Origin of the sequence: Maribellus comscasis, assembly GCF_009762775.1 — a bacterium.
GTDB lineage: Bacteria > Bacteroidota > Bacteroidia > Bacteroidales > Prolixibacteraceae > Draconibacterium > Draconibacterium comscasis.
Window position 1 is genome coordinate 1,974,072 of record NZ_CP046401.1, and the last position, 14,188, is coordinate 1,988,259.

At 39.9% G+C, this 14,188-nt stretch carries 9 protein-coding genes; 7 read left to right on the forward strand and 2 right to left on the reverse strand.

Annotated elements, in window-relative coordinates:
• Positions 1–94: 94 nt before the first annotated feature.
• The 5 genes from GM418_RS08130 to GM418_RS08150 all read left to right on the forward strand — a co-directional run bounded on the left by GM418_RS08130 (position 95) and on the right by GM418_RS08150 (position 6,155).
• Positions 95–1,759 (forward strand): AMP-binding protein, encoded by a 1,665-nt coding sequence (locus tag GM418_RS08130; RefSeq protein ID WP_158864944.1) that lies wholly within the window; start codon positions 95–97, stop codon positions 1,757–1,759.
• A gap of 110 nt (positions 1,760–1,869) precedes the next feature.
• The gene (locus tag GM418_RS08135; protein WP_158864946.1) at positions 1,870–3,039 is read left to right on the forward strand and encodes an AIR synthase related protein; all 1,170 of its coding nucleotides are present in this window, start codon (positions 1,870–1,872) and stop codon (positions 3,037–3,039) included.
• Between the two features lie 103 nt (positions 3,040–3,142).
• On the forward strand, positions 3,143–4,228 hold the full coding sequence (gene prfA / locus GM418_RS08140; RefSeq protein ID WP_158864948.1) for a peptide chain release factor 1: 1,086 nt from the start codon (positions 3,143–3,145) through the stop codon (positions 4,226–4,228).
• A gap of 80 nt (positions 4,229–4,308) precedes the next feature.
• Positions 4,309–5,142 carry an orotidine-5'-phosphate decarboxylase gene (gene pyrF / locus GM418_RS08145; protein ID WP_158864950.1) on the forward strand — a complete coding sequence of 278 codons (834 nt, stop codon included), beginning with the start codon at positions 4,309–4,311 and terminating at the stop codon, positions 5,140–5,142.
• Positions 5,143–5,162: 20 nt separating this feature from the next.
• Positions 5,163–6,155, forward strand: a complete 993-nt coding sequence (locus GM418_RS08150) for a zinc-binding dehydrogenase (RefSeq protein ID WP_158864952.1) — start codon at positions 5,163–5,165, stop codon at positions 6,153–6,155.
• Between the two features lie 4 nt (positions 6,156–6,159).
• On the opposite strand, the gene GM418_RS08155 is transcribed toward GM418_RS08150, so the two are convergent.
• Positions 6,160–7,632, reverse strand: coding sequence for a glycoside hydrolase (locus GM418_RS08155; protein ID WP_217447739.1), 1,473 nt, complete (start codon positions 7,630–7,632; stop codon positions 6,160–6,162).
• 121 nt (positions 7,633–7,753) lie between these two features.
• Here GM418_RS08155 and GM418_RS08160 point away from each other — a divergent pair, with 121 nt between their 5' ends.
• Together GM418_RS08160 and budA are read left to right on the forward strand one after the other, a co-directional pair.
• A complete protein-coding gene (locus GM418_RS08160; RefSeq protein ID WP_158864954.1) occupies positions 7,754–9,211 on the forward strand; it encodes a sulfatase family protein in 1,458 nt (485 codons plus the stop codon).
• A gap of 294 nt (positions 9,212–9,505) precedes the next feature.
• The gene (gene budA / locus GM418_RS08165) at positions 9,506–10,303 is read left to right on the forward strand and encodes an acetolactate decarboxylase (RefSeq protein WP_158864956.1); all 798 of its coding nucleotides are present in this window, start codon (positions 9,506–9,508) and stop codon (positions 10,301–10,303) included.
• A gap of 6 nt (positions 10,304–10,309) precedes the next feature.
• Here budA and GM418_RS08170 read toward each other — a convergent pair whose 3' ends face one another.
• Positions 10,310–14,083: a beta-galactosidase small subunit-related protein gene (locus GM418_RS08170; RefSeq protein WP_158864958.1), complete on the reverse strand. Its 3,774-nt coding sequence runs from the start codon at positions 14,081–14,083 to the stop codon at positions 10,310–10,312.
• Positions 14,084–14,188: the final 105 nt, after the last annotated feature.

Consider the following 14,188-nt stretch of genomic DNA (forward strand, 5'->3'; position numbering starts at 1 on the left):
TTTTTTGCTATTTTTGCTGCCTGAACAAAGCAGATTAAGAAACTGTTTTTTTAATGACAGTACAAATTAAAAGTTTTAATAGTAGTAAATTAGAATGGTGAATAAATCAAAACTTACTTTACCTTCATTAATCAACGAATCCGTAGAAAAATATTCCGGAAATACTTCAATTGTTTTTGCGGGAGAGAAAAGCTACACATATAAACAATTGGGTGAAGATATCAATCTGGTTGCCGATTTTTTAACCGAATTAGGAATCTCGAAAGGTGATAAAGTAGCCATTTTGAGTACCAATATGCCCAACTGGGGTGTTGCCTTTTTTGCCATTTCTATGGTTGGAGCAATTGTTATACCTATTTTACCCGATTTTCATGAAAATGAAATAAAATCAATCCTGCAACATTCTGAAGCTAAAATTCTTTTTGTTGCTGAAGGATTATACAAACACATAAACAGCGATGCAGCTGAATCTCTTGAAAGAATAATTTTGTTGGATAAATTTGCTATTATTCCCAAAGAAACACCGGCAGAACATTTGCATTCATTATCCAGTTCACTTCCGGTTATTACCAAAAAACAAGAAAGAGTAAATGTGGAAGAGGAAGATCTGGCAACAATAATTTATACTTCGGGAACAACAGGAAATTCAAAAGGCGTTATGTTAACACATAAAAACCTGGCCTGGACAACGCAACAATGTTATTCACTGTATCAGGTAAAATCAAAAGATCGTTTCCTTTCTATTTTACCCTTGTCTCACACGTTGGAAAATACAGTAGGCTTTTTACTACCCATCAAATACGGTGCGTCGATCCATTATTTACGAAAAGCTCCTGTTCCGTCAGTTTTACTACCCGCGCTGGAGAAAGTAAAACCGACAATAATGCTTGCTGTTCCGCTAATTATTGAAAAGGTTTTCAAAGCAAAAATACTACCCGAATTCCAAAAAAGTGCGGTTACACGATTCCTTTATTCGGTGTCGGCAACACGGAAATTGTTACACAGGGTTGCCGCGAAAAAGCTTCATAAAACTTTTGGTGGCCATTTACATTTTTTTGGAATAGGAGGTTCCAAGCTCGATCCTACTGTTGAACGGTTTCTAAACGAAGGAAAATTCCCTTACGCAATTGGGTATGGCTTAACAGAAACTTCTCCGCTTTTGGCTGGTGCAGTTGTTGGAAAGACTAAAATAGGCTCAACCGGAGTTGCTGTTGAAGGAGTAAAACTAAGAATTGCGGATGCTGATGCGGTTACAGGTGAAGGAGAGATTCAGGCAAAAGGGGCAAATGTAATGAAAGGATATTATAAAGCACCGGAAATTACAAAAGAGGTTTTTACTGAAGATGGATGGTTCAAAACCGGAGACCGGGGTTGTTTTGACAAAAACAATATGCTTTACATTAAGGGACGAATTAAAACAATGATTGTAGGTGCCAGCGGAGAGAATATTTATCCGGAGGAAATTGAATCGGTCATCAACAAAATGCGTTATGTTTTGGAATCTCTGGTTGTAGAAAAGAAAGGCAAACTTGTTGCAATGATTCACCTGAATATGGAAGAAATTGAGCAGAATTTTAAACATCTGAAAGCTGAAGCTCAACAATATATTCATGTCAGGTCAGAAGAAATCTTAAAAGAAATACAGAAAAAAGTGAATGAGGAAGTGAATAAATTCTCAAGAATCCAACAGGTTGTTTTACAGCCCATTCCTTTTGAAAAGACACCGACAAAAAAAATCAAGCGTTTTTTATACGCTTAGCTTAAAAAATATTCAGTACAGAAATGGGAGGTCAAAATTATGGCTTTCCATTTTTGTGTTTTCAGGTGAATATAAAATATTAATTTTGTAGCCAAAATCTGAATTATTGAATGGTAACTGAATCAAGATATAGCGCCAGAGGAGTTTCAGCATCAAAAGAAGATGTGCACGAAGCAATAAAGAATGTAGATAAAGGACTGTTTCCAAAAGCCTTTTGTAAAATCGTACCCGATATTTTGGGCGGCGATTCGGAATGGTGCAATATTATGCATGCCGACGGTGCCGGAACAAAATCATCGCTGGCCTACATGTACTGGAAAGAAACCGGAGATCTTTCCGTTTGGAAAGGTATTGCGCAGGATGCTTTAATTATGAATGTTGACGACTTACTTTGCGTAGGGGCAACCGATAATATTCTGGTATCATCAACCATTGGCAGGAATAAAAATAATATCCCCGGCGAAGTAATTGCAGCAATTATAAATGGCACCGAAGAATTGCTTGCCACACTCCGTGACATGGGAATAAGTATTTATTCAACAGGGGGTGAAACAGCCGATGTTGGCGATTTGGTGAGAACAATTATTGTCGATTCAACCGTTACCTGCCGAATGAAGCGGGAAGACGTAATTTCTGCCGATAAAATTTCAGCCGGCAATGTAATCGTAGGGCTTTCTTCTTCAGGTCAGGCAAGTTATGAAACGGAGTACAACGGGGGAATGGGCAGTAACGGATTAACCTCGGCCCGCCACGATGTTTTTGCAAACTATCTGGCAAAAAAATATCCTGAAAGTTTTGATCCGGAAGTACCTTCTGATTTGGTTTATTCAGGAAAAATGAAGCTTACAGAGCAGATTGAAGGTATGGGTATCGATGCCGGGAAAATGGTTTTGTCTCCAACCCGTACCTATGCCCCTGTAGTCAAAACAATTCTTGACCAATTCAGAAATCAAATTTCAGGAATGATACATTGTTCCGGTGGCGCGCAAACAAAAGTGCTTCACTTTGTTGATAATGTGCATATAATTAAAGACAATATGTTTCCGGTTCCTCCGCTTTTCAAAATGATTCAGGAACAATCGGGAACCGAATGGAAAGAAATGTATAAAGTATTTAACATGGGACACCGTTTCGAAATTTATACAGACACTCGCACTGCCGAAGAAATAATTTCGATATCAAAATCATTTAATATCGATGCTCAAATTGTTGGCAGAGTAGAATCCTGCAAAGGGAAAAAGCTTACCATAAATTCTGGTGAAGGAACATATTTTTATTAGCTCACCCGGTTGTGAGAAAATGGGGATTTGAATATTTCCCCGGCAATAACTGTTCTTTAATAAAACATCCCATTTACACAGAAACTTAAAAGAAAAAAGAAAAATGGCACAATACGCATTACTGGAAAAATTTGAATCGATAAAACACCGTTACGAGGAAGTGGAGCAATTGATTACCGACCCGGAAGTGATCGCTGATATGAAGCGATATGTAAAATTAAACCAGGAATATAAGTCGCTGCAAAAACTGGTAGCGAAATTCCAGGAGTATAAAAACCTGGTTGGAAATATTGAATCGGGCAGAGAAATTCTTGCCGAAGAGACAGATGAAGAAATGCGTGAAATGGCGCGCGAAGAAATAGAATCCTCGGAGGAGATGATTCCTAAAAAGGAACAGGAAATAAAAATGTTACTTGTTCCTGCCGATCCCGAAGACAGCAAAAATGCAATTCTGGAAATCAGGGCCGGAACCGGTGGTGATGAAGCCAGTATTTTTGCCGGCGACCTTTATCGCATGTACACCAAATTCTGCGAGAAAAAAGGCTGGCGAATGGAAATAACAAACGTAAACGAAGGTACTGCCGGAGGTTTTAAGGAAATTGTAGCCAATGTTACAGGAGAGGGAGTATACGGAATTCTCAAATATGAATCGGGGGTACACCGGGTTCAACGTGTACCTCAAACCGAAACTCAGGGACGTGTACACACATCGGCAGCAACAGTAGCCGTTTTGCCCGAAGCCGACGAGTTTGATGTGGAGTTAAAGAATGAAGATATACGCCGTGATGAATTTTGTTCTTCTGGTCCCGGAGGTCAGTCGGTGAATACGACCTATTCGGCCATTCGCTTAACCCATATCCCCACGGGAATTGTGGTAACTTGTCAGGATCAGAAATCAAAACTCAAAAACCTCGACAAAGCGATGACTGAACTTCGAACCCGATTGTACAATATGGAATACCAGAAGTACATCGACGAGATTTCGTCAAAACGAAAAACAATGGTTTCCACCGGCGACCGTTCAGCAAAAATACGTACCTACAACTGGCCGCAAGGCCGTGTTACAGACCACCGGATTAATTTGACATTATATAACCTGCAAGCAATCATCAACGGCGAAATCGACGAAATAATTGAAAAACTGATGATTGAAGAAAATGCAGAAAAACTGAAGGAAGCAGAGATTTAACTATCATTCCCGAGGAATCGGGAATCTCAACAAAAATATAAACAGACTCCTGTTTGCGCGGGAATGGCAATAACAAAAAAATGAACCATCAACAACTTTTCGAGCAAATTCAGAAAAAACGAAGTTTTCTTTGTGTAGGATTGGATACTGATATTCTTAAAATTCCAAAACATTTAAAAGACACTTCTGACCCCATCTTTTCGTTCAACAAGGAAATTATTGACGCTACTGCAGAATTTTCGGTGGCTTACAAACCCAACTTAGCGTTTTACGAAAGCCTCGGATGGCAAGGCTGGGAAAGTCTGGAAAAAACAGTTCATTATGTTCGGGAAAAATATCAGGATATTTTTCTGATTGCAGATGCAAAACGTGGCGACATTGGAAACACGTCGAATTTATATGCCCGGGCTTTTTTTGACAAACTTGATTTTGATGCGATTACAGTTGCCCCTTATATGGGAGAAGACTCGGTAAAACCATTTATGACTTATCTTGATAAATGGGTAATTCTACTGGCCCTTACATCAAACAAAGGTGCTTTTGATTTTCAATTTCTGAAAGATGAAAAGTCGGGAGACCAATTGTTTGAATCGGTCTTAAAAACCTCAAAAGATTGGGGCAGCAATGAAAGTATGATGTATGTTGTTGGAGCCACAAAAGCTGAAAAATTAAAAGAAATTCGTGAAATTGTTCCCAATCATTTTTTGTTGGTTCCCGGAGTTGGAGCACAGGGTGGCAGCCTGCAGGAAGTTGCGAAAAACGGAATGAACAACAAGTGTGGGCTTTTGGTTAATTCTTCCAGAGGAATAATTTACGCTTCAGCCGAAACCGATTTTGCAGAAAAAGCGGGCGAAGCTGCAAAAAAAGTACAACAGGAAATGGAAATACTTTTATCTGAATCGAAACTAATTTAAGCACATTAAAAATGGGTAAAATGAAAGCTGCTGTTTTACACGAAGCCGGACAGCCGCTCAAAATTTCTGAAATAGACATACCCAAACCTGGTCCGGGAGAAGTATTAATAAAAATGCATGCCTCTCCTATCAATCCCTCTGATTTAGCCTTTATGGGCGGAGGATACGGAATTCAAAAAAAATATCCTGTGGTTCCCGGGTTTGAAGGCAGCGGAACAGTGGTGGAAGCAGGGAAAGGTTTTCTTCCAAAATTATGGAATGGGAAGAAAGTTTCTTGTGCTGCTTCTCCAAAATACAATGGCTGCTGGGCTGAATATATGGTAACATCAGCCAATATGTGTGTTCCGGTTTCAAAAAAAATAAACATGGAACAAGCATCCATGATGTTTGTAAACCCGATGACTGCACTTGCCTTTTTTGATGTTCTTAAAAAACTGTCAAATTCGAAAAAAGAAAAAAGAGGCATTATTAATACTGCAGCGGCAAGCGCCCTTGGCAGAATGATAATCAAGCTTGGGAAAAAATACAACATCCCGGTGGTATCAGTGGTGAGAAGGCAACAACAGGTGGAAATTCTAAAAGCAGAAGGAGCAGAATTTGTTGTAAATAGCTCAGATGCGGACTTCGAATCTCAGTTAAAAGAAATTGCTCACAAGCTGAATACCAATGTAATTTTTGACGCTGTTGGAGGTAGCCTGGTACAAAAACTGCTGGATGCAGCTCCCCGGGGTGCTCACTTGTTTATTTACGGCAGACTCGACCCGGATATTTGTGAAATACTGCCCGGAAATTTAATTTTTTCAGGGAATCATATTCATGGCTTTTGGTTAGCGGAATACCTGAAAAACAAAAACTTTTTTCATTCTCTAAAAACCACCCGTAAAATACAGTCACTGATTGGCAATGAATTATCCACGCAGGTAAACAAAACTTTCCCAATGGAAAAAATATCAGAAGCAATTGAAATATATAAAAATAACATGAGTTCGGGTAAAGTTCTGATTCGTTTTTAATAAATCATTCATTGGCAAAAAAAGTAGTAACAGTCCCTGCAGGCGCTTCATAAACCAATTTACCGTCTTCCACTTTAAAAGTTCCAATTTCAGCATATTTTTCAGTCTCCGCCTCATTTGTCCTGAATGCTTTAAATTCAGTTGCATTTGTTCCGGTTATTGTAATAACACAAGGTTTATTCCATCGATCACTCATATTTGTAACCACAAAAGCATCTGTTCCATTTGAGTTTCCTTTGCCAAAGGCTATCACAGGCAATTGTGTTTCGTTGGAAGTTGTACGGCAAACCATTGCTCCGGGCTGGCCTGCCCTGGTAATTTGTTTATAAAAATAATACCCGCGACGAATTTCGTAAGTCCCGTCTTCATGTACTGTAAAAGCCGAGCCGGGATTTGGGTCTCCACCTACCCACTGTTCGGGGCGTTGAATTCCTGCCCATGGAATAATACCATTTACTCTGGCAGAATAAATATTATCGTGCATCTCCTTAATATTTTTTGTATCCATTTTACTCCAACTGGTGGATGTAACCCATGAATGCATTGCGGGCCGTTTCTCACGAATCAGCTCGGTTCCCATACAATTATGGTCACTAAACCAACGCGTAGCATAATTACCGTTAAAAAAACCATGTGATGTTATTAAGCCTATAGCATCTACAGCGGCATCGTTTTCTGCAATCGCATCGGCATATCCCCAGTAGGAAAACCTATACCAGTTTGAAGTTTCACCCGGTGTTACGCCAACATCATTTAAACCTGCATCTTTAAGCTTTTTGTTGGTAAGAATCATCATTTCATTTACCAATTCCGGCGTGTAATATAAATTATAATCATGACCACGCCCGATATTTGGATCTTTTCCGTCCCAGGGCCAGCGATCCCAATCTTCGCCTTCATTGTGCAACGAAACATAATTAACCGGGAATCCTTCTTGTTCACGAAGGAATTTTACCCAGCTAACCAGATAATCTGCCAAATCTTCCTGGTGTGCAGGGTCCAGATCTCTTCCACGAATTACCTTTTGTAAAGTCATGTATGCAGGTGGCCCGTAAAGTGTTGTAATAATATCCAGATCTGCTCCCCTATCACGCGTTTCAGCCAAACCTTTACGAACAAATTCCCGCATATTTTTGGTTGTTGTTTCGTGGTCGTAAGTGCCACCTGATTCATTTTGATGAAAAGGATCGTAAAACATTTTTACCAAACCCACTTTTAGCCCGTCTTCACCAAAAATTAAATCAATAATCTCTGATTTTTCATTTTCATCAAGCAAGCTAAACCCGCCATATTCCTGCGGAAACTCTTTGTAATCCGGTGTTTGGGCCGTTTCAACGTAATTAAAACCAAAACCATCCCAATCCCTGATCTTATGATCAAATTTAACGCGTACGTCAACTCCTTTTATTTCAGGGTACTGGGCAAAAACTGAAATAAAAATGAAAATCGAAAAAGTAGAAAGAACAAGCTGCTTCATTGGTTTAGTTATTAATTGAATATCTGGAAAGTTACGAATTCATCTGCTTATTAAAAATCATCAATCGCCAAAAACATTAAATTTGTTCCTGTATTCAAAATACTCTTCTAAAACAAAAACAATGAAAAAGCTTCTAATTCCTGTTTTATTAATTTCTGCTTTCTTTTTTTCCTGCAACACTGAAACTTCAGACGGCAGCTTATCCCAATCTCCAAATTTCGTTTTGATGTTTATCGACGACATGGGCTATGGAGATATTGGTGTGTACGGAGCCACTGGTTTTGAAACACCCAATCTGGACAAAATGGCTGCTGAAGGGATGCGCTTTACCAATTTTTATGCAGCACAACCGGTTTGCAGTGCTTCCCGTGCCGGGATTCTGACAGGCTGTTATCCAAATCGGATTGGAATTTCAGGAGCTTTGTTTCCTTACGACAATATTGGAATTAACCCAAATGAAACTACAATTGCTGAAATGTTAAAAACCAAAGGCTATTCCACGGCAATTTTTGGTAAATGGCATTTGGGGCATCATAAAAAATTTCTGCCGCTGCAAAACGGGTTTGATGAATATGTTGGACTGCCCTACTCCAACGATATGTGGCCACTTGACAATGTAGGTCAACCGCTGCCTGAGGGACACAACAGAAATTCTTTCCCCAATCTTCCTTTGATAGAAGGAAATGAACCGGTAGATTTTATTACTTCATTAAAAAAACAAGATACGCTTACCACGCTTTATACAGAAAAAGCAGTTGATTTTATTAACCGAAATGCCGACAAACCTTTCTTCTTATATATTCCACACAGTATGGGACATATTCCACTTGGAGTTTCAGACAAATTCAGGGGAAAAACAAAAAAAGGGAAATACGGCGATGTGATGGAAGAAATAGACTGGAGTGTGGGGCAAATTGAAAATGCGTTGAAAGCCAACGGAATTGCAGAAAACACAGTTTTTATTTTTACAACCGACAACGGCCCCTGGTTAAACTTTGGAAATCACGGTGGTTCTGCCGGTGGATTGCGTGAAGGAAAAACCACCAGTTGGGAAGGAGGACAACGTGTACCGTTTATTATTAAATGGCCGGGACATGCTCCTGCGGGAACCATTTGCAATAAACTGGCGTGTGCAATCGACATTCTTCCGAGTTTTGCAAAACTGGCCAGTGCCAACTTGCCGGAACTAAAAATTGACGGCGTGGATATTACAGCACTGTGGCAGGGAAATTTTGATGCCGAACCTCGTAAAGATATCCTGTTTTACTATGGAAAAAACAACTTAAATGCTGTTCGGAAAGGAAACTGGAAACTGGTACTTCCCCATACCTGGGCTTCCTACGAGGCCAAACCCGGACAGGATGGACATGGCGGCCCAAGAATCAGGAAAACAGTGGAAAGCCCGGAATTGTACAATATGATGCGTGACCCGGGAGAACAATTTAATGTAATTGAATATTACCCTGAAAAAGCCGAAGAGATTATGAAACTCGTGGAAAGCACGCGGGCAGAACTTGGCGATTTAAATGTTGGGGTTGAAAAAGGCAGTGGTTCGAGAGAAATTGGCAGAGACGAGTAATTGCCCTGGAACTTCCAATTTTTGTTTATACTTTGAAATAAAATATAAATACCAACCTCGCACTGTAACAATCAAATTGAACAATATTTGCTTTTGAAGAAATGGGTGTTGTAGTATTTGTTACACCTGAGAGGATTAACTTTTTATATGGATTTACTGATAAAAGACAACGATTTTGAAACAATTCATTTCCCTGAAAATCAAAATCAGGAAAATATTAAAAATTCTGAATTATGTAGTTTTAGTAGTTTTTTTTGATAACATTCCACTCTTTATGAATTAAAATTTTAAACAATGAAATATTATTTTACACTTCAAAACATATGCCTGAGTTTATTTCTGTTTCTATTTTTTTCCGGTTGCTCAAAAGAAGAAGTTCAGGGAACGAATGAACAAATCGTCGTTCAGATTTCTACAATTGACGCTTTATTACAAGGCGTTTTTGATGGCGAAACAACGCTAAATAAATTAACAAGCTCGGGAGATTTTGGGATTGGAACGTTTAACTCGCTTGACGGCGAAATGCTTTTTTATAACGGTACTTTTTATCAGATAAAAGGTGACGGGAAAATATACAAACCTGCCGGAGATACAAAGACACCTTTTTCTACAATAACCTATTTCGCCCCGGAAGTCAATTATAATTTGAATTCGTTTTCCTATGAAGAATTAAAAAATACAATCGATACGTTAATTGCCAGCCCCAATTTATTTTACGCGATACGATTACAGGGAAATTTTAATTACGTAAAAACCAGAAGTGTTCCGGCGCAGCAAAAACCTTATCCTCCGTTGGTGGAAGTTACTGCAAATCAACCGGAGTTTGAAATTCAATCGGTCTCCGGAACTTTATGCGGCTATTATTGTCCGCCTTTTGTAACCGGAATTAATGTGCCGGGCTATCACCTCCACTTTATTTCGGAAGATGAAACATTTGGCGGTCATGTGCTGGAATTTGAGTTGGATGAAGGAACTCTGGATCTGGATCAGATTACAAACTTCAAACTTATACTTCCGGGCGAGGGCGAGTTTTTAAATACTGACCTGAACGCGGATCTTTCCGGCGATTTGGAGGAAGTAGAAGGGAGTTAATCCATTTTAAAACGGCTTTATCGTTAATTTATATTTCCCGGCATGCGCCTTTACCCTGTATTTTTGCAACTGCCGGATAGCAGTGCCCCCTACTCCCGACACTTCATAATCAATATTCAGAATCGTATTTGGCGCTTCTTTCAACTGGTAGGTGTACATTGCCCGGGAAAGATTATCGGTGGAATATTTGTGCAGGCTAAAATTGAGTAATTCACTCCCTCTTACGAACAACCCGTCGCCATTTTTATTCTGAACTTTTAGCCAGCGCACATCGGTGCGGTTGCCATAATCCTGCGGAATAATATAGGGCGTGTACATCTCATCGGCATCCGATTTATAAACAGCAACTTTAGCCCCCGTTTTTCGATCGGGGTAGGTTTCAAACGGTCCGCGACCATACCACTCCACATTTTTAAACTCCTTTGGCAATTGAAACTGTAAACCAATCTTTGGTAACATATCGGGCATCGGACCGTTTGGAATAATTTCCTGTTCGAGTTGAATCGTACCGTCAGCAAAAACAGTCCAGGTTTCATTTCGCTGAAAAGCAGAAAAATATCCCCCCCGGTTTAACCTTCGGTTTGCTGGCAACGATGAATTTGAAAAAGCTTTTATTTTCACAACAACTTCTCCACCCGATTTTTTAAGGACATCCATTTCATTCAATTGCGACTCAAGATCACGCATTCCCAGTGTGCGCAACTGATTGTCGATGCTCCGGCCAAAGCCATCTGTCATTTTACTTTTTTCAAAAAAGTAACTTCCCCACGGATCGATATCATTCGCCAAGGGTGCACGCCAAACATTAAACACAGGGCCGTCTTCCAGATATTCTTTTCCTTTAAACTGAAAAGAACTGATTTTCCCTGTTGTTTTATCAAAAGTATATTTGAATTCACTGCCGCTTACAACAATTGCTGCGTCATTTTCGGAAACATTGACTCCTCTTTGTTTAATTTCACTTTCAACATTATAAAATAAAGTTGGGATTTTGATTTGTTCCCAGGCAATTTCGTGACCAGCGTCTGCCCACGCTGCAGCTTGTTTCAAAACAAATGTAACAGTGAGGAAACACTCAGAATTTATTTCCACCTTGGGCATCCGGTAACCGATGGTATCCAGTTTCCACTGTTGTGCCGGAAGATTTATATCAAAAAAACCTCGCTGTATTGTATCCCCGTTCACGGTCAGCTCCCAGATTCCGGCAAGTTCATTCAGATTTTTAAACTGATGGCGATTGGTAATTTTTACAATCCCTTTTTCAATATCAACAGCTTCTATCAGAACAGGCTGCCCTGATTTTTTTATCTGGTAAATTTCGGGCTGAATTTTGCGATCAGGCCAGATAATTCCATAGGTTCTTCCCCCCAATCCAACGGCAAAAAATTCACCATCCTTTTTATCTTTCTCAAAATCGAGCGCTAATACTTCATCGGATACAAGTTCGTTAAATTGAGAAACCGGAACAGCCCGGTCAAATACCCTCACTTCATCAATAATCATTTTCGAGAGCCTGCCCGAATATTCTCCCTGATCCTGGGTATCGGCTTCGCGGCCAATACAAAGCGGAAAAGGTGTGTGACTTATGTTCCCGCTAAAACGGGTTTCTGCCACTACGTTTTCATCGATGTATAATTTTAATGATCTCCCATCGTAAATACCTGCGATGTGATGCCAGCTTTCGTAAAAATTTTCATCAACCTTTACTTTTGCTGAAATTCGTTTTTCGCTGTGAACATAGAACTCCAGCGTCTCTTCATCTTCCATTCGTATTCCGTACTGAAACTGCCCTTTTGCAACAAAGGTATTGGGCTGCGGAATTTTGGAAGGTTTTACCCAAAAGCCGATGGAAAGCTCGTTTCCGGTAATATCGAGATTTGGGGCACGGTAAAACTCCATCCAGTCATCGTGCCCTGAAAAAGCCAGTCCCCAGCCAGAGATACCCTGTTCAAAAACAGGCCGTCCCATAATTTGCCCGTCATTTTTATGGTTTGACAAATCGGGTAAAACCCAGCGCGAAGTTTTAACTCCGGGGCTAATCCAATCCCAAATGGCGCCTCCGGTTAAGCGCGGATATTTCCAAATCCACTCCCAGTATTCATCCATTCCTCCCAAACCATTTCCGGTTGCTGCTAAATATTCATCCATAAAAGAGGCACGCTGATCGTTTTCTGCCAGAACTTTCCCTTCTGCAAGATTCTTATAATCGACTGGAGCCCAGTAACGAGGTCCCACCAAATCTTCAAACGGGATATAAAACCGGTTGCCACCGTACATCCAGGCCGGACGGCTGGGATCGATTTCTTTTCCGGTTTTTATCACCTCGTTAATATTATTTCCGCTCCCCGATTCATTGCCGGCACTCCACACTATCACCGACGGATGATTCCGATCCCTGTAAACCAGTTTTCGCGAACGGTCTTTATACATTTCTGTCCAGCTTGGGTCGTTTGAAAGTTGAGTATTTGAATGTGCCTCATCACCCACTTCATCAAAAATATATATCCCCAATTCGTTTGCCATTTCAATATATTCTGGTGTAGGTGGATAATGACAAGTGCGAACACAATTGATATTAAATTGCTTCATCAAGATTAGATCTCTCTCCAAAATATCCAAAGGAACTGCCTGTCCGTGATCCGGATCGTGCATGTGGCTGTTTACTCCATTCAATTTCACCGGCACTCCGTTTACAGTTAAAATATGATTTTTATATTCCACTTCCCGAAAACCTGTTTTTTTAGTAAAAATTTCCAGTGTATTTCCGTCGCTGTTTTTTAAATGAAAAAGAACAGTATACAAATTCGGATATTCAGCAGACCACTTTGAGGGGTTAACAATAGGTATTGAAATGGAAACTTTTTTTGAAGTATCAGGTGGCACCGAAAATATTACTGACGTAGATCCTTCCGACAGAATCGACTCCTTGTTCTCGTCCAGAACATCGATTTCGAGCGAACAAATTACGGAATCCTGAAGTGTATTCTGAATGTCGGATTCAACATTTAGAGTCACATCTTTGTAATCTCTGTCCAAATCGGTAACAATATAAAAATCGCGGATAAATGTCTTTGGCTCCGCAATCAGTTTTACATCCCTGAAAATTCCTGAAAGCCGCCACATATCCTGGTTTTCAAGATACGAACCATCTGAAAAACGAATCACTTCAACAGCTAAATCATTTTCCCCTTCTTTTATAAAAGATGTGATATTATATTCTGCTGGTTCAAAACCGCCCTGATTATATCCCACGCGTTTTCCGTTCACCCAAACATAGGAAGCCGATTTTACACCTTCAAAGCGCAACATTACTTCCTTGTTTTCCCAATCTTCCGGAACTGTAAACTTGTGTTTGTAGCAACCTGTTGGATTATAATACCCGGGAATATTAGGCGGATCGTTTTCAAATGAGAGTCTCACATTTCTGAATTTTGGATGGCCATAACCTTCCATTTGCCAGTTAGCCGGAACTTTTATCTCATCCCACTCTTTCACATCAAAATCGGGATGCCAAAAGCCTTCCGGCACCTGCTCAGGAGTTTCTACCCATTTAAATCTCCACTGTCCGTTTAACAGCCGGTAGTTTTCGTTGCCTGAAATACGGTTTCGCAAAGCCTCCGCTTTTGATGAAAAAGGAATATGAAAAGCCCGTGGCAAATTTTGCCCTTTTTCAAAAACCGCCGGATTTTCCCAATCATCGGGTAAAAATTCAACTTCCTGAGAAAAAGTAGTCGCGTCCCAAAAAATAAGAATGAAAAAAAGGAAACAAATTCGATTCATGATGTAGTTTTTGGCTTATTCTTTTTATGTCTTCTAAAATAAGATATTAAAAATAAATTACGCTCCATAAATCACATGAAAAACTTCTTTTTCGGAAAGATAAAG